Source organism: Pseudomonas sp. ABC1 (assembly GCF_013395055.1).
Classification (GTDB): domain Bacteria; phylum Pseudomonadota; class Gammaproteobacteria; order Pseudomonadales; family Pseudomonadaceae; genus Stutzerimonas.
In genome coordinates, this window is record NZ_CP058349.1 from 1744855 (window position 1) to 1760435 (window position 15581).

12 protein-coding genes are annotated in these 15581 nt (G+C 66.2%); 4 read left to right on the top strand and 8 right to left on the bottom strand.

Annotated features, from left to right (window positions below):
- Window positions 1-132: 132 nt before the first annotated feature.
- From urtE to urtA, 5 genes are all read right to left on the bottom strand, one after another.
- Window positions 133-822 carry an urea ABC transporter ATP-binding subunit UrtE gene (gene urtE / locus HW090_RS07740; protein WP_179112968.1) on the bottom strand — a complete coding sequence of 230 codons (690 nt, stop codon included), beginning with the start codon at window positions 820-822 and terminating at the stop codon, window positions 133-135.
- Between the two features lie 70 nt (window positions 823-892).
- Window positions 893-1651, bottom strand: coding sequence for an urea ABC transporter ATP-binding protein UrtD (gene urtD, locus HW090_RS07745; RefSeq protein ID WP_179112969.1), 759 nt, complete (start codon window positions 1649-1651; stop codon window positions 893-895).
- Entirely contained in the window at window positions 1648-2781 is a 1134-nt protein-coding gene (gene urtC / locus HW090_RS07750) for an urea ABC transporter permease subunit UrtC (protein ID WP_179112970.1), read from the bottom strand. Before urtC ends, urtD begins: the two co-directional genes overlap by 4 nt.
- A gap of 10 nt (window positions 2782-2791) precedes the next feature.
- Window positions 2792-3709 carry an urea ABC transporter permease subunit UrtB gene (gene urtB, locus HW090_RS07755; protein WP_179112971.1) on the bottom strand — a complete coding sequence of 306 codons (918 nt, stop codon included), beginning with the start codon at window positions 3707-3709 and terminating at the stop codon, window positions 2792-2794.
- 96 nt (window positions 3710-3805) lie between these two features.
- Window positions 3806-5050 (bottom strand): urea ABC transporter substrate-binding protein, encoded by a 1245-nt coding sequence (urtA, locus tag HW090_RS07760; protein WP_179112972.1) that lies wholly within the window; start codon window positions 5048-5050, stop codon window positions 3806-3808.
- A 189-nt stretch (window positions 5051-5239) separates the two neighbouring features.
- Here urtA and HW090_RS07765 point away from each other — a divergent pair, with 189 nt between their 5' ends.
- Window positions 5240-8629 (top strand): ATP-binding protein, encoded by a 3390-nt coding sequence (locus HW090_RS07765; RefSeq protein WP_179112973.1) that lies wholly within the window; start codon window positions 5240-5242, stop codon window positions 8627-8629.
- The gene (locus HW090_RS07770) at window positions 8626-9291 is read left to right on the top strand and encodes a response regulator transcription factor (RefSeq protein ID WP_179112974.1); all 666 of its coding nucleotides are present in this window, start codon (window positions 8626-8628) and stop codon (window positions 9289-9291) included. Before HW090_RS07765 ends, HW090_RS07770 begins: the two co-directional genes overlap by 4 nt.
- A gap of 27 nt (window positions 9292-9318) precedes the next feature.
- Here HW090_RS07770 and HW090_RS07775 read toward each other — a convergent pair whose 3' ends face one another.
- Window positions 9319-9594 (bottom strand): metal/formaldehyde-sensitive transcriptional repressor, encoded by a 276-nt coding sequence (locus HW090_RS07775; protein ID WP_179112975.1) that lies wholly within the window; start codon window positions 9592-9594, stop codon window positions 9319-9321.
- Window positions 9595-9659: 65 nt separating this feature from the next.
- On the opposite strand from HW090_RS07775, the gene dmeF reads away from it, so the two are divergent.
- Window positions 9660-10613, top strand: coding sequence for a CDF family Co(II)/Ni(II) efflux transporter DmeF (gene dmeF / locus HW090_RS07780; protein WP_179112976.1), 954 nt, complete (start codon window positions 9660-9662; stop codon window positions 10611-10613).
- Window positions 10614-10735: 122 nt separating this feature from the next.
- On the opposite strand, the gene cadR is transcribed toward dmeF, so the two are convergent.
- Window positions 10736-11188: a Cd(II)/Pb(II)-responsive transcriptional regulator gene (cadR, locus tag HW090_RS07785; protein WP_179112977.1), complete on the bottom strand. Its 453-nt coding sequence runs from the start codon at window positions 11186-11188 to the stop codon at window positions 10736-10738.
- 77 nt (window positions 11189-11265) lie between these two features.
- Between cadR and HW090_RS07790 the strand changes: the two genes are divergently transcribed.
- On the top strand, window positions 11266-13437 hold the full coding sequence (locus HW090_RS07790; RefSeq protein ID WP_179112978.1) for a heavy metal translocating P-type ATPase: 2172 nt from the start codon (window positions 11266-11268) through the stop codon (window positions 13435-13437).
- A 12-nt stretch (window positions 13438-13449) separates the two neighbouring features.
- On the opposite strand, the gene HW090_RS07795 is transcribed toward HW090_RS07790, so the two are convergent.
- Window positions 13450-15417: a sigma-54-dependent Fis family transcriptional regulator gene (locus HW090_RS07795; protein WP_179112979.1), complete on the bottom strand. Its 1968-nt coding sequence runs from the start codon at window positions 15415-15417 to the stop codon at window positions 13450-13452.
- Window positions 15418-15581: the final 164 nt, after the last annotated feature.

Here is a 15581-nt window from a genome sequence, read left to right on the forward strand (position 1 = left end):
ATGAATGGGAGAGGGGAGCAGAGCGCACAGCACCCTCAGTCATGAGTGAAAGAGGTAGCAGCAAGGCTTGAGCCCAGCACTGGTCAGTCCCCTCTCCCGCCTGCGGGAGAGGGCCAGGGAGAGGGAAAAACCTCACACCGACAGATAACGACTGATACTCGCCTCATCCACCTTGTCGCGGGTTTCCTCGACGACGAAGCGGCCCTTCTCGATCACCAGGAAGCGGTCGGCGATCTCCAGGGTGAAGGACAGCACCTGCTCCGAGACGATGATGGTCAGGTCGCGCATGTCGCGGATTTCCTTCAGGCTGCGGGCGATGTCCTTGATGATCGACGGCTGGATGCCCTCGGTCGGCTCGTCCAGCAGCAGCACCTTGGGATTGGTGGCCAGGGCACGGGCAATCGCCAGTTGCTGCTGCTGGCCGCCGGAGAGGTTGCCGCCCTTGCGCGAGCGCATGTCGTAGAGCACCGGGAACAGCGCGTAGAGATCGTCCGGCACACGCCCGCCGGCACTGGCCGGCAAGCCGGTCTGGATGTTCTCCAGCACGCTCATCTGGCCGAAGATCATCCGCCCCTGCGGCACGTAGGCCACACCGCTGGCGACCCGCTGCTGGGTTTCCTGGGTGGAGATGTCCTTCCCGTCGACGCGAATCTGCCCGCTCCATTGCGGCAGGATGCCCATCAGGCTCTTGAACAGCGTGGTCTTGCCCATGCCGTTGCGGCCCATCACCGCGACGATTTCCTTCTTCGCCACCGCGAGATCGAGCCCGTGCAATATCTGGCTCTGGCCGTAGCCGGAGGCGAGGTTGCTGATCTGGAACATGAATGTCACTCCAACGTAGGGTGCGCCCTGCGCACCGTTGCGTAGCGGGCGGTAGCCCAGGGCCACGGGATCAATGCCCCAGGTACACCTCGATCACCTTGGGATTGCTCTGCACCGCCTCCATGCTGCCCTCGGCCAGTACCTTGCCCTGGTGCAGCACCGTGACCTTGTGCGCGATGCGCTTGACGAACTCCATGTCGTGCTCGATGACCAGCACCGAACGGCCCTGGCTGATGCGCTTGAGCAGTTCGGCGGTGGCCACCCGCTCCGACACGCTCATGCCCGCCACCGGCTCGTCGAGCATCAACAACTGCGGGTCCTGCATCAGCAGCATGCCGATCTCCAGCCACTGCTTCTGCCCGTGGGAAAGCAGGTCGGCCTGCTGGTGCAGGTGCTCGTGCAACATGATCTCGCGCGCCACCTCCTCGACCCGCGTCTGCACCTCGACGCTGCGCTTGAAGAACAGCGCGCCGAACACCGTGCGCCCTGCCGGATAGGACATTTCCAGGTTCTCGAACACCGTCAGGTTCTCGTAGATCGAGGGGTTCTGGAACTTGCGCCCGACCCCGGCGCGGACGATGTCGTACTCGCGCATCTTCGTCAGTTCGCGGTTCTCGAACTGGATGCTGCCGGCGGTGGCGCGGGTCTTGCCGCAAATGAGATCGAGCACCGTGGTCTTGCCGGCGCCGTTGGGGCCGATCACCACCCGCACTTCGTTGCGGTCGATGTAGAGGTTGAGGTCGTCCACCGCCTTGAAGCCGTCGAAGGAAACGGTCAGGCCTTCGATGGCCAGGACCGGTTTTGGCATCTGGAAACCGACTGCGCTCATGGTCTGTGCTCCTGTTCGTGGGCGGGCGATACGCTGCCGCGACGCGCCGGCAGGCGGGCGAGCCAGTGCCGCCCATGGCTCTGCCAGAGGCCGGCGAGGCCGTTGGGGATGTACATGACGACGACGATGAACAGCCCGCCCATCAGGTACAGCCACAGCTCGGGGAAGGTTTCGGAGAAGTAGGTCTTGCCGTAGTTGACCAGCAGCGCGCCATACACCGCGCCGAGCAGCGACATGCGCCCGCCGACGGCGGCGAAGATGACCATCTCGATGGACGGCACGATGCCGACGAAGGTCGGCGACATGAAGCCCACCTGCAAGGTGAACATCGCCCCGCCGATGGCCGAGAAGGCCGCCGCGACGCAGAACACGAAGATCTTGAAGCTGGCCACGTCGTAGCCGGAGAAACGCACCCGCTCCTCCTTGTCGCGCATCGCCATCAGCAGCCGGCCCAGCTTGGACGACAGGATGAAGCGCCCGAGCAGGATGCAGCCGAACAGCAACAGCGCGTTGACGAAATACAGCAGGGTCTTCGCCGCGTCGCTGCGGATGTCCCAGCCGAGCAGGGTCTTCAGGTCGGTGATGCCGTTGACGCCGCCGGTCAGCCCTTGCTGGCCGATGATCAGCACGGTGAGGATCAGCGCGATGGCCTGGGTGACGATGGAGAAGTACACGTCGCCGACGCGCCGCTTGAACATCGCCAGGCCGATCACCAGCGCCAGCGCCACCGGCACCACGATCACCGCCAGCAGGGTGAAGCCGAAGCTGTGGAAGGGTTCCCAGAACAGCGGCAGTTCGGTGATCTGGTTCCAATCCATGAAGTCCGGGATGCCGGGGGTGGACTGGATTTTCGTGCTCTGCGGGTCGGAGGCTTCCAGCTTGAGGAACATCGCCATGCAATAGCCGCCGAGGCCGAAGAAGATGCCCTGGCCCAGGCTGAGGATGCCGCCGTAGCCCCAGCACAGCACCAGGCCGACGGCGACGAAGGCGTAGCTCAGGTACTTGCCGACCATGTTCAGGCGGAAGGCGTCCAGTGCCAGCGGGAACACCAGCAGCACCAGCGCGGCCAGCACCGCCAGGCCGATGGCGCCCTGGCGGCCGCCGAGCAGTTTGTCGAGTGTCGGATTCATCTGCGCCACCTCACTTGCGGACTTTTGTCGAGAACAGCCCTTGCGGACGCATCATCAGGATCAGGATCACCGCCGACAGGGTCAGCACCTTGGCCATCGAACCGCTCATGAAGAACTCCATGATCGATTGCGCCTGGGCGATGCTGAAGGCCGAGGCAATGGTGCCGAGCAGGCTGGACGCGCCACCGAACACCACCACCAGGAAGGTGTCGACGATGTACAGCGAACCGGCGGTCGGCCCGGTCGAGCCGATTGTGGTGAAGGCCGCGCCCGCCACGCCGGCGATGCCGCAACCGAGGGCGAAGGTCATGCGGTCGACCCGCCGCGTGTTGATCCCCACGGCACGGCTCATCACCCGGTTCTGCACCGTGGCACGCACCTGCAGCCCCCAGCGCGAGCGGTACAGCATGAGGAACACGGTGGCGGTCAGCAGCAGCGTCAGGCCCATGACGAACAGGCCGTTGCGCGGAATGTCGATGGCTTCGGTGGGGGTCCACGAGCCCATCAGCCACTCCGGCAGGGTGGCGCTGACTTCACGCGCGCCGAAGATCGAGCGGAACGCCTGCTGCATCACCAGCGACAGGCCCCAGGTGGCCAGCAGGGTGTCCAGCGGACGCTGGTAGAGCCGGCTGATCATCGCCCACTCGACCAGCCAGCCCAGCGCGCCGGCGATCAGGAACGACAGCGCGATGGCCAGGAAGAAATAGTAGGGCCCGAAGGCCGGTGCATACTGCTCGGTGAGCGTGGACACCACGAAGGTGGTGTAGGCGCCGATGGTGAGGAACTCACCGTGCGCCATGTTGATCACCCCCATCTGCCCGAAGATGATCGCCAGCCCCAGCGCCATCAGCAGCAGGACGCAGAATACGGAAAGACCGTTGAACCCCTGCATGGCGGCGATGGCGCCGAATTCCGATAGCCATTCCATAGGAAAATCCTCGCAAGAAGCCGCAAGCGCCAAGCCACAAGCATCAAGCGGGATACGTTCCACTTGCCGCTTGAAGCTTGCCGCTCGCCACTGCTGTTACTGGTAGCCTTCCGGGAAAGGATTGGGTTCGATCAGGTCGGACTCGTAGACCGCCTTGAACTGGCCGTTGGACTGGATCTGGCCGATGCGGGTCTTGCTCCACAGGTGATGGTTGTCATGCACCTTGACGTAGCCTTCCGGCGCCGTGGTCAGCTCCAGGCCCGGCGAGGCCGCGACCACTTTGTCCACGTCGAAGCTGCCCGCCTTCTCCACTGCGGCTTTCCACAACCAGGGTCCGAGGTAGGCGGCCTGGGTCACGTCGCCGATCACCGAATCCTTGCCGAACTTGCCCTTGAAGGCCTCGACGAAGGCGGCGTTGTTCGGGTTGTCCAGGCTCTGGAAGTACTTCATCGACGCGTAGAAACCGGTCATGTTCTCGCCACCGATGCCCAGCAGTTCGTCCTCGGTGACCGAGATGGTCAGCAGGTTCTGCTTGTCGGCGGTGACGCCAGCGGCCTTCATCTGCTTGTAGAAGGCGACGTTGGAACCGCCGACCACGGCAGCGAAGACCACGTCAGGCTTTTTCAGCTTGACCTTGTTGATCAGCGAGCCGAACTGGGTGTTGCCCAGCGGGTAGTAGTCCTCGCCGACCACCTTGCCACCGAGCACGTTCTCGATGTGCTTGCGCGCGATCTTCATCGAGGTGCGCGGCCAGATGTAGTCGGAGCCGATCAGGTAGAAGGTCTTGGCGCCCTTCTCCTTGGCGATCCAGTCGAGGCCGGCGAGCACCTGCTGGGTCGCTTCCTGGCCGGTGTAGATGACGTTCTTCGACTGCTCCAGGCCCTCGTAGAAGGTCGGGTAGTAGAGCAGCCCGTTCTCCCGCTCGAACACCGGCAACACCGCCTTGCGCGAGGCCGAGGTCCAGCAGCCGAACACGGTCGCCACCTTGTCGCCGACCAGCAGCTTGCGCGCCTTCTCGGCGAAGGTCGGCCAGTCCGAGGCACCGTCTTCCTGGATCACCCGGATCTGCCGCCCGAGCACCCCACCCGAGGCATTGATCTGCTCGATGGCCAGGCGCTCGGCCTGGATCGAACCGGTCTCGGAGATGGCCATGGTGCCGGTGGCCGAGTGCAGTTGGCCGACCACCACTTCGGTATCGGTCACTGCCAGCCCCGTGGTATTCACGGCGTCGGCCAGGGCGACCTGGCCGAACACACTGGCCGCCACCAGTGACACGGTCGCGGCACCCAGTGCCAGACGCCGTGGAAGTATTTTTCTCACTCCCGTCAGTCTTGATTGCATCGTCCTGCTCCTGTGCTGGTTGGTCCGGGCGTGATCCGCTCCGGTTCGCCACCAGCATGCGAGCGACGGGGTGATTACCGGTATACGCAGCATGACGTAGGCGGGTACGTCATCTGACGTATCCACCCGGCGCGGGAGGGGAATGGAACTTGCTTCGACAATCCCCATACGACCGAGCAGGAAACCGCCGTGCAACCCAGCAGCCCCCAGCGCATCGTCAAGATCCGTCGCGACTACAACTCCTGGGTCGCCGACGAGACCAAGGAGGACTACGCCCTGCGCTTCACCCCCACGTCGTTCCGCAAGTGGTCGGAATGGCGCATCGCCAACACCGCGCTGGGAGCGGTGTCGTTCCTCGCGCTGGAAGCCATCGGCGCGACCCTGGCGCTGAGCTACGGCTTCACCACCACGCTCTGGGCGATCCTGCTGGTGAGCCTGGTGATCTTCCTCACCGGCCTGCCGATCAGCTACTACGCGGCCCGCTACGGTGTGGACATGGACCTGCTGACCCGTGGCGCCGGTTTCGGCTACATCGGCTCGACCATCACCTCGCTGATCTACGCCAGCTTCACCTTCCTGTTCTTCGCCCTGGAAGCGGCAATCATGGCCCTGGCGCTGGAGCTGTACTTCGACCTGCCGCTGGCGCTGGCCTACGTCATCTGCTCGCTGGGCATCGTGCCGCTGGTGGCCTATGGCGTCACCCTGATCAACCGCCTGCAGATGTGGACGCAGCCGTTGTGGCTGTTCCTACTGGTGCTGCCGTACGTCTTCGTCATCGCCAGGAACCCCGGCGCACTGGGCGACTGGACCGGCTTCGCCGGGCGCGAAGGCGATGCCGGCGTGTTCAATCCGCTGCATTTCGGTGCAGCCTGCACCGTGGCGCTGGCCCTGGTGACACAGATCGGCGAACAGGTCGACTACCTGCGCTTCCTGCCGGAAAAGACCCGCGAAAACCGCCTTCGCTGGTGGAGCGCACTGCTCATGGCCGGGCCGGGCTGGATCATTCCCGGTGCACTGAAAATGCTCGCCGGCGCCTTTCTCGCCTTTCTCGCGCTGCAACACGAAGTCCCCATCGAGCGCGCCGCCGAGCCGACGCAGATGTACCTGGTGGCCTTCAACTACGTGTTCGCCTCGCCACAATGGGCGCTGGGCGCCATGGTGCTGTTCGTCATCGTCTCCCAGGTGAAGATCAACATGACCAACGCCTACGCCGGCTCGCTGGCCTGGTCGAACTTCTTCGCCCGCGTCACCCACAGCCACCCGGGCCGCGTGGTGTGGCTGGTGTTCAACGTGGCGATCGCGCTGATGCTGATGGAGCTGGGGGTGTTCGAGGCCATCGAGCAGGTGCTCGGGCTCTACGCCAACCTGGCCATCGCCTGGATCGGCGCACTGGTCGCCGACCTGGTGATCAACAAGCCGCTCGGCCTGTCGCCGGCACATATCGAGTTCAAGCGCGCCCACCTGTACGACATCAACCCGGTCGGTGTCGGCGCCATGCTGATCGCCTCGCTGCTATCGGTGCTCGCCCACCTCGGTCTGTTCGGCGCCCTGGCACAGGCGGCCTCGCCGGTGGTGGCGCTGCTGGCCGCACTGCTCTGTGCGCCACTGATCGCCTGGTACACCAAGGGGCGCTACTACACCGCGCGGGTCAGCACGCTGAAACTGCTGCATCCGCAGCAGAACACCCTGCAATGCGTACTGTGCAGCAACGCCTACGAGCGCGAGGACATGGCCATGTGCCCGGCCTACTCGGCGGCGATCTGCTCGCTGTGCTGTTCGCTGGACGCACGCTGCGGCGACAGTTGCAAGCCACGGGCGCGGCTGGTGGCGCAGTTCGAGGACTTCGTGCGCTGGCTGCTGCCGTACAGCTCGGTGCCGCGCCTGCACACCCGGCTGGCGCATTACCTGGGCGTGCTGGCGGTGATCGTGGTGCTGCTGTCCTGCGCCCTGGCGCTGATCTACGGGCAGGTCGCCCAGGACCTGCAGGACAGCGCGGCGGAGATTCTCTACCAGGGTTTCCTCAAGGCCTTCCTGCTGCTGTCGCTGTTCGCCGCCGCGCTGGCCTGGTGGGTGGTGCTGACCCGCGAGAGCCGCCACGTCGCCCAGGAGGAATCGAACCGCCAGACCGCCCTGCTGATGCAGGAGATCGAGGCCCACCGCAAGACCGACGAGGCCCTGCAAAAAGCCAAGGAGGCCTCGGAGGCCGCCAACGCCGCCAAGAGCCGCTACGTCACCGGGCTGTCCCACGAGCTGCGCACCCCGCTCAATAGCATCCTCGGCTATGCGCAGATCCTGCAGCGCGAGCGCGACATCGCCCCGCGCCACCGCGAGGCGCTGGCCACCATCCAGCGCAGTGGCTCGCACCTGTTGTCGCTGATCGATGGCCTGCTCGACGTGGCGCGCATCGAAGCGGGCAAGCTGTCGCTGGAGCCGACGGAGATTCCCCTGGCGGAATTCCTCGAACAGTTGCGCCAGATGTTCGCGCCCCAGGCCGAGGAAAAGGGCCTGGCCTTCCACCTGTCCAGCGAGGGGCGGATTCCGGCCGTGGTGCGCGGCGACGAGAAGCGCGTGCGGCAGATCCTCATCAACCTGCTTGGCAACGCCGTGCGCTACACCGACCTGGGCAGTGTCAGCCTGCGCGTCAGCTACCTGCGCGAGACGGCCACGTTCGAAGTCGCCGACACCGGCATCGGCATTCCCGAAGAGCAGGCCGAGCGACTGTTCCAGCCCTTCGAACGCGGCGACCCGCTGCGCCAGGACTCGGGGCTGGGCCTGGGTCTGACCATCACGCGCATGCTCACCGCACTGATGGGCGGCGAACTCTCGCTGCACAGCACGCCCGGACAGGGCAGCCGCTTCCGTGTGCGCCTGTTCCTCTCGGAAGTGCGCGTACCCCAGGCGCTGCTGCACGAAGAACACGACATCGTCGGCTACCAGGGGCCGCGCAAGCGCATCCTGGTGGTGGACGACCACCTCGAACACCGCCAGGTGCTGGCCGCCATGCTCGGCCCGCTGGGCTTCGAGATGCACCTGGCGAGCAACGGCCAGGAGGCCCTGAGCCAGGTCTCTCTGCACAACCCGGACCTGATCCTGATGGACCTGTCGATGCCGCATCTGGACGGCCGACAGACCAGCCGGCTGATCCGCCGCTCTGTCGGCTCGCAGGCACCGATCATCATCGTCTCGGCCAACGCCTTCACCGACGGCCCGGACAGCGACGCCTGCGACGACTACCTGGCCAAGCCGGTGCACACACCGCGCCTGCTGGAAAAGCTCAAGCGACATCTGCACCTGGAATGGCTCGCCGCCGAACACGACAGCCCCGCCGAGCCGACCACCCTGGCCTTGCCCGCCGAGGCGCTGCACGCACTGCGCCAGTCCCTGGCACTGGGCCATGTGCGCGGCGTACTGGAAGGCCTGGAACGACTGCGGGCGGACCACCCACGCCAAGCCGAGGCACTGGAAAGACTGCAGACGCTGGCCAAGGGCTTTCGCCTCGACGAACTGGCCAGGCAGCTCGACCAGGCCGCACCCACCACCCCGGAACGGACGCCAACGACCGGAGAACAGACCCTGTGAGACAAGACATCGTACTGATCGTCGACGACGTGCCGGATAACCTCGCCCTGCTCTCCAGCGCCCTGGAGCAGGCCGGCTACATGGTGCTGGTGGCCCTCGACGGCCAGAGTGCGCTGGAACGCATGCGCCGGCTGAAGCCGGATATCGTCCTGCTGGACGGCATGATGCCGGGCCTGGACGGCTTCGCCACCTGCCGCCAGCTCAAGGCGGAGGCGGCCTTCGAGGATGTCCCGGTGGTGTTCATGACCGCCCTGGCCGACAGCGAGGACGTCGTGCGCGGCTTCGCCTCCGGCGGCATCGACTACGTCACCAAGCCGATCCAGCCGGAGCAGGTACTGGCGCGGATCGCCGCCCACCTGCGCACCGCACGCACCTTGCAGGCCGCCCGCGAGGCCTCGGCGCATGCCGCCACAGCGCCGGCCCAGGCGGATATCGACGCGGCGCTGGTGGAGCGCTTCCAGTTGACCGGGCGCGAACTCGAAGTGCTGCACTGGGTGGCCTGCGGCAAGACCAACCGCGACATCGGCGAAATCCTCGGCCTCAGCCCGCGCACGGTGAACAAGCACCTGGAACACATCTACGTGAAGCTCGGCGTGGAAACCCGCACCGCCGCCGCCGCGGTGGCCAACCGCCAGGGCATGGGGCTGAAGGCCGAGGCGTAGGCTGCGCCCTGAGCCCCATGCAGGCCATCACTTCAGGTAGGAGCGCAGCAGCGCGGCGATCTGGTCGGCATCGTCCTGGCGCTCTTCGGCGCTGAGGTGCTCTGCCCCCAGGTGTTCGCGGATATGCCCCTCCATCACCTCCGCCATCAGCCCATTGACCGCACCACGGATCGCGGCGATCTGCTGGAGTACCGCCAGGCACTCCGCTTCCTGCTCCAGGGCCGTCTCCAGGGCACTGGCCTGGCCCTTGATCCGGCGTATCCGCGTCAGCAGTTGCTTCTTCCCTTTCAGGGTATGTGCCATCGTTTTTCCTCACTTAGTATACTGGGGTATAGTATTCAGGCCATTCCATCCGGAGCATGATACCCATGACCACCCAAGGCTCGGAACACTGGGTACACACGCACAAGTTCCACCAGGGCAACCCCGGCGCCGAGCGCAAGACGCGCCTGGCCGTGGCCCTCACGGCGCTGATGATGCTGCTGGAGATTACCGGCGGCTGGTACTTCAACTCGATGGCCCTGCTCGCCGACGGCTGGCACATGAGCTCCCATGTACTGGCCCTCGGTCTCTCGCTGCTGGCCTATGCCGCGGCCCGGCGCCTGGCCAACGACCGCCGCTTCGCCTTCGGCACCTGGAAGATCGAAATCCTCGGCGGCTACACCAGCGCCATTCTGCTGGTGGGCGTTGCCCTGCTGATGGCTTTCCAGTCAGTGCAGCGCTTGCTCACCCCCGGCCCGATCTTCTACGACCAGGCCATTACCATTGCCATCGCCGGGCTACTGGTCAACCTGCTGTGCGCCTGGCTGCTGCGCGACGATCACAGCCAGCACGACCATCACCATCACCATCACCATCACCATCACCATCACCATCACCACGGACACCACCAGGACCTCAACCTGCGCTCCGCCTACCTGCATGTCGTGGCAGATGCCGCCACCTCGGTCCTGGCGATCATCGCCCTGCTGGCAGGCAAGCTCTGGGGCGCGGCCTGGCTCGACCCGGCCATGGGCCTGGTCGGCGCCGTACTGGTCGGCCTGTGGGCCAAAGGGCTGTTGCGTGATACCTCGCGCGTGCTGCTGGATGCGGAAATGGACGCCCCAGTGGTGGAGGAAGTGCGCCAGGTCATCGCAGAACTGCCGGAACCTGCCCGCATCACCGACCTGCACCTCTGGCGTGTGAGCAAGGACCAGTACGCCTGCCTGCTCAGCCTCGCCACCAGCGCCCGCCTGGACGCCGACAGCGTGCGCCAGCGCCTGGGCGTGCATGAGGAACTGGCTCATGTCACGGTGGAGATCAACCGGCTACCTGGTTCATAAGCCTTCACTAATGACCGAGCAGGCGGCGGAAGGTCCTGCTCAGTGACCGGCATCGGGGCAATCACAAGCACCCTCTCCCCAGCCCTCTCCCGCAAGCGGGAGAGGGGCCATTGGCTTGAGCGTCAACGCCCATGCACACCCGGCACATGCCCCGAGCAACCCGCTTCGACCGGACTGGGCGGCGCGGCCTGTTCCAGCTCGCGCAAGATGCCGCATTGCCCCGAGCTGCCGCTGCTCTGGCAATGGCTGCGCAGCTCCAGAAGATGCTGCTGCAAGGCGCGCAGCTCTTCGATGCGCAACTCGACGTGGCGGATATGCTCGTCGATCAGGCGATTGGCCTCGCCGCAATCGGCCTCCGGGTGGTCGCGCAGGGCCAGCAGGTGGCGGATTTCCTGCTGGGTCATGTCCAGCGAGCGGCAATGGCGGATAAAGGCCAGGCGCTCGACGTGGGCACTGGTGTACAGCCGGTAATTGCCCTCGCTGCGTGCCGGCGCCGGCAGCAGCCCTTCCCGTTCGTAGTAGCGGATGGTTTCCACCGGGCATCCAGTACGCCGAGCCAGCTCGCCAATTTTCATCCGCTTCACTCCATCGCTTGACTCTGTAGTTGCTACAGGGTGTGCAATCAGCGTCATCTCGTCAATGGAGCCCCGCCATGAGCCAGGACAACTGCTGCAACCACTGCCACACACCGCCCCAACAGCCAACGCCCGATGTCGGCGGCAGCACGGGCGAGGCACGCTGGACGCGCCTGCGCATCGAGGCGATGGACTGCCCGACCGAAGAGCGCCTGCTGCGCGACGCCCTCGGCAAACGCGAGGAAATCGAAGCGCTGGAATTCAACCTGATGCAGCGCGAACTGCGCGTACGCCATCGTTTCACCGATATCGAGCCGCTGCAGAAACTGGTCGCAGCCCTCGGCATGCAGGCCGAGCCGGTCGATGGCGCCAGCCCGGCGGCCGCACCCGCAGCCAAACCCTGGTGGCCACTGGCGCTGGGTGGCGTGGCTGCCCTGGCGGCGGAAGTCTGCGAATGGTTCGAGTTCGGCCCGGCCTGGCTGGTGGCCGCGCTGGCGATCCTGGCGATTCTCGCCGCCGGCCTGCCCACCTACCGCAAGGGCCTGATCGCGCTGAAGAACCGCGACCTCAACATCAACGCCCTGATGAGCATCGCCGTCACCGGCGCCTTGCTGATCGGCCAGTGGCCGGAGGCGGCGATGGTTGCCGTGCTGTTCGCCATCGCCGAAGTGATCGAGGCCCGCTCGCTGGAGCGCGCCCGCCAGGCGATCCGCCAGTTGCTCGATCTGGCGCCGCAGCAGGCACGGGTCTGGCGCGACGAGCGTTGGCAGGACATCGCCGCCGCCGAGGTCGAACCCGGCACGCGGGTCCAGGTACGCCCTGGCGAACGCATCGCGCTGGATGGCGAACTGCTCGCCGGACGCTCCAGCGTCAACCAGGCGCCGATCACCGGGGAAAGCCTGCCAGTGGAAAAGGAGCCGGGCGACACCCTGTTCGCCGGCACCATCAACGGCGAGGGCGAGCTGGAATACCGCAGCACGCGCAAGGCCGATGACAGCACGCTGGCACGCATCATCCACGCGGTGGAAAGCGCGCAGAACGCCAAGGCACCGACCCAGCGCTTCGTCGACCGCTTCTCGCGCATCTACACCCCGGCGGTGTTCGCCATCGCCCTGCTCACCGCCGTCCTGCCGCCGCTGCTGTTCGGCGGCCTCTGGCTCGACTGGGTCTACCGCGCCCTGGTGCTGCTGGTGATCGCCTGCCCCTGTGCGCTGGTGATTTCCACCCCGGTGACGCTGGTCAGTGGCCTGGCCGCCGCCGCGCGCCAGGGCATCCTGGTCAAGGGCGGCGTGTACCTGGAGATGGGCCGGCAACTGGCCTGGGTCGCCCTGGACAAGACCGGCACCCTGACCCACGGCCAGCCGCGCCAGACCGACTTCATAGCCCTGCGTGGCGATGAGCGGCAACTGCGTGTGCTCGCCAGCAGCCTCGCGGCACGCTCCGACCACCCGGTGTCGCAGGCACTGGCCCGCGCCGCACAGGCTGACGGGCTGGTACTGGAGAACGTGGAAAACTTCACCGCCATCGCCGGTCGCGGCAGCCGTGGCGACGTGCAGGGGCACGCCCTGCACCTGGGCAACCACCGCCTGGTGGAAGAGCTTGGCCTGTGCTCGAAGGAACTGGAGGCGCGTCTCGACGCGCTGGAGCGCCAGGGCAAGACGGTCATCGCACTGCTCGACGAAAGCGGCCCGCTGGCGCTGTTCGCCGTCGCCGACGCCATCCGCGAAACCAGCCGCGAAGCGGTCGCCGAACTGCACGGCCTGGGCGTGCGCAGCCTGATGCTGACCGGCGACAACCCTCACACCGCTGCCGCCATCGCCGCCCAGGCCGGCATCGACGATGCCCAGGGCAACCTACTGCCGGAAGACAAGCTGGCACGTATCGAACAGTTGCAAGCCTCGGGGCAACGCGTCGGCATGGTCGGTGACGGTATCAACGACGCACCGGCCCTGGCCCGCGCCGACATCGGCTTCGCCATGGGCGCGGCGGGCACCGACACCGCCATCGAAACCGCCGGCGTGGCGTTGATGGACGACGACCTGCGCAAGCTGCCGCTGTTTATCCGCCTGTCACGCCAGACTCACCGCGTACTGGTGCAGAACATCACCCTGGCGCTGGGCATCAAGGCGGTGTTCCTGGTGCTGACCCTGGCCGGCTCCGGAACCCTGTGGATGGCGGTGTTCGCCGACATGGGCGCCAGCCTGCTGGTGGTGTTCAACGGCCTGCGCCTGCTGCGTGCCGCGCGCTGAGGAAGGACGGCCTCAGGCGTCAAGGACGCGAGCTGCCCCGCCCTCGTCAGGGGTTCTCCTGGCGTCGGCGGCGCCCTTGCTGATGCCGTGCTTTTTCAGCTTGCGATAGAGCGTATTGCGGCTGACGCCCAGTTGCTCGGCAACCCGCCCCATATGCCAGTTCTGCTGCGCCAGGGCATCGAGCAGTGTCTGGCGCTCGGCCTGCTCCAGCGGCGCTTGCGTCGAGGAGGCCGTCGGTGAAACGGGGCGGGTCTGTTGGCGAATGACGGCGGGCAAGTCCTCGAAACGGATGCAATCGCTGTCGCACAACGCCACCAGGGTACGCAGCACCGTGCGCAGTTGGCGGACGTTGCCCGGCCACTCGAACGCCAGCAGCGCCTGGCGCACATCCGGCAACAGGTGCAGGCCGTGCCCTCCTGCCTCGACCAGCAAGGCATCCAGCAGTTGCCCCTTGTCCTGTCGCTCGCGCAGGGCCGGCAGCATGATTTCCAGGCCGTTCAGGCGGTAATAGAGGTCTTCGCGGAACGAACCATCCGCCACCCGTGCCAGCAGGTCACGGTGCGTGGCGCTGATGATGCGCACGTCGATGGACTGCGGCTCGCCGCCGATGGGCACCACCAGGCGATCCTCCAGCACCCGCAGCAGGCGGGTCTGCAACGCCAGCGGCATATCACCGATCTCATCGAGGAACAGCGTGCCGCCATCGGCCTGTTGCAGGCGCCCGCGCATGCCGCCCTTGCGCGCACCGGTGAAGCTGCCGTCGCGGTAGCCGAACAGCTCGCTCTCGATCAGGCTCTCCGGAATCGCCGCGCAGTTGAGCGCCACGAAAGGCCGCTCACGGCGCGAACTGGCACTGTGCACGGACTTGGCGAACGCCTCCTTGCCGGAGCCGGTCTCGCCGTTGATCAGCAGCGGCACATCCCGCTCCAGCACCCGCACCGCCTTGCGCAGGTCCTCTTGCAGGCGCGCATCGCCCAGGCAGAAGGTTTCACCCGCCGTGCGCGGCGGCGCCAGCGGAGCTACCGGCGCCGGACCGTTGCGCACGGCCGACTGGCCACGCACCACCGCGAACAGCAGTTGGCCACTGCGAGTGTGCAACGGCCAACTGGTGCGCGCATCCAGCCGGCCACGGCCCATGATCTCGTCCAGCGCACAGTCGAAGACCTCCTCCAGCGCCTTGCCCAGCAGGACCGAGCGCGTATGCCCCAGCAGATTCAGCCCGGCCTGGTTCACCGCACAGATACGCCCGTCTTCATCGAACGCCAGCAAGCCTTCGCTGAACAACCCGACCGCGCCGGACTGGACATGGAAGCGCAGCAGCCACTGGTCATCGAAACTCTGCAGGAAGTAGCCACTCTCGATCACCTTGGCCGACAGGCTGACCAGCGCCGTGGTATGGAACTGGCTCTGGCGCGACACGTTCTGCCGTGCCGAGGACACGTCCAGCACCGCCAGCAGGTCGCCGAACGGGTCGAACACCGGGCTGGCGGAACAGGTCAGTTCGGTATGCCGGCTATAGAAATGCTCGCTCTGGTGGATGGTCAGCGGCTGGCGCTCCACCAGGCAAGTGCCGATGCCGTTGGTGCCTTCGCTGGCCTCGCTCCAGTCGGCGCCCAGCCAGAGGCCGGCCCGCTCGAAGGTCTGGCGCTCGGTGGCGGCGCTCACGCAGTCGAGGATCACCCCGCGTGAATCGGTCAGCAGCACCGCGTGCCCGGCGCCGGAGAGTTGCCGGTGCAGGCTGTTCATCTCGGCACTGGCGATATCCAGCACCTGGCGCATGCGCTCGCGGCTCTCTTGCAGACGGCCGAATTCCAGCACACGGGTCTCGGCGGCCAGGGACGGGTCGAGGTGGTGCTCGTCCAGGCAACGCAGCCAGGAGCGAGTGATCGATGGATCACTGCCCGGGCCGCTGCCCATGGGCTGCCCGCGAGTCGCAGTCAGTACATTGCGTACGTGCTGCTCCAGAGGATTTCTTTGCATAAGACCACCACTCCACCCACCGGAAACAGCCAGGGCTCCGGCATCGGTTCTGCGACAAAATGTCACGACGACTGTACCAGACCTGAGACATGATGCGCGTGGGCGCATTCTGTAACAGCCCTGGAAAGGCTCTAGCACGGGGACATGAACGTAATGGCCCGGGC

What these genes read in the sequence shown, in the direction of transcription:
- urtE (WP_179112968.1), bottom strand. Translation starts at nt 822, where the DNA reads ATGTTCCAGATCAGCAACCTCGCCTCCGGCTACGGCCAGAGCCAGATA.
- urtD (WP_179112969.1), bottom strand. Translation starts at nt 1,651, where the DNA reads ATGAGCGCAGTCGGTTTCCAGATGCCAAAACCGGTCCTGGCCATCGAA.
- urtC (WP_179112970.1), bottom strand. Translation starts at nt 2,781, where the DNA reads ATGAATCCGACACTCGACAAACTGCTCGGCGGCCGCCAGGGCGCCATC.
- urtB (WP_179112971.1), bottom strand. Translation starts at nt 3,709, where the DNA reads ATGGAATGGCTATCGGAATTCGGCGCCATCGCCGCCATGCAGGGGTTC.
- urtA (WP_179112972.1), bottom strand. Translation starts at nt 5,050, where the DNA reads ATGCAATCAAGACTGACGGGAGTGAGAAAAATACTTCCACGGCGTCTG.
- HW090_RS07775 (WP_179112975.1), bottom strand. Translation starts at nt 9,594, where the DNA reads ATGGCACATACCCTGAAAGGGAAGAAGCAACTGCTGACGCGGATACGC.
- dmeF (WP_179112976.1), top strand. Translation starts at nt 9,660, where the DNA reads ATGACCACCCAAGGCTCGGAACACTGGGTACACACGCACAAGTTCCAC.
- cadR (WP_179112977.1), bottom strand. Translation starts at nt 11,188, where the DNA reads ATGAAAATTGGCGAGCTGGCTCGGCGTACTGGATGCCCGGTGGAAACC.
- HW090_RS07790 (WP_179112978.1), top strand. Translation starts at nt 11,266, where the DNA reads ATGAGCCAGGACAACTGCTGCAACCACTGCCACACACCGCCCCAACAG.
- HW090_RS07795 (WP_179112979.1), bottom strand. Translation starts at nt 15,417, where the DNA reads ATGCAAAGAAATCCTCTGGAGCAGCACGTACGCAATGTACTGACTGCG.